The sequence below is a fragment of the Halalkalibacter oceani genome (assembly GCF_023715605.1).
GTDB classification, from domain to species: domain Bacteria; phylum Bacillota; class Bacilli; order Bacillales; family Bacillaceae_D; genus Halalkalibacter; species Halalkalibacter oceani.
Map to the genome: position 1 here is coordinate 1 of NZ_JAMBOL010000109.1, position 255 is coordinate 255.

Sequence of the window (255 nt, forward strand, 5' to 3'; positions counted from 1 at the left end):
CTCCGATGAACTTACTTGTTTATCATGATCTAGTTTTCAAAGAACCAATTGACAGAAGAATACTCTTTGTCAATGAAGCTACCGACTTCGTTCCCCTCATCGAAGAACAGATTCCAGCAACTTAATTTTTGAGAGATTGAATTCTCTCAAAGTGGAGCCTAGCGGGATCGAACCGCTGACCTCCTGCGTGCAAGGCAGGCGCTCTCCCAGCTGAGCTAAGGCCCCAAATCAAATAATATGGTGGGCCTGAGTGGA

1 tRNA gene is annotated in these 255 nt (G+C 45.9%); it reads right to left on the minus strand.

Going from position 1 to position 255, the window contains the following annotated elements:
• Window positions 1-152: 152 nt before the first annotated feature.
• Window positions 153-225 (minus strand) — tRNA-Ala (locus M3202_RS22210).
• Between the last annotated feature and the right edge of the window lie 30 nt (window positions 226-255).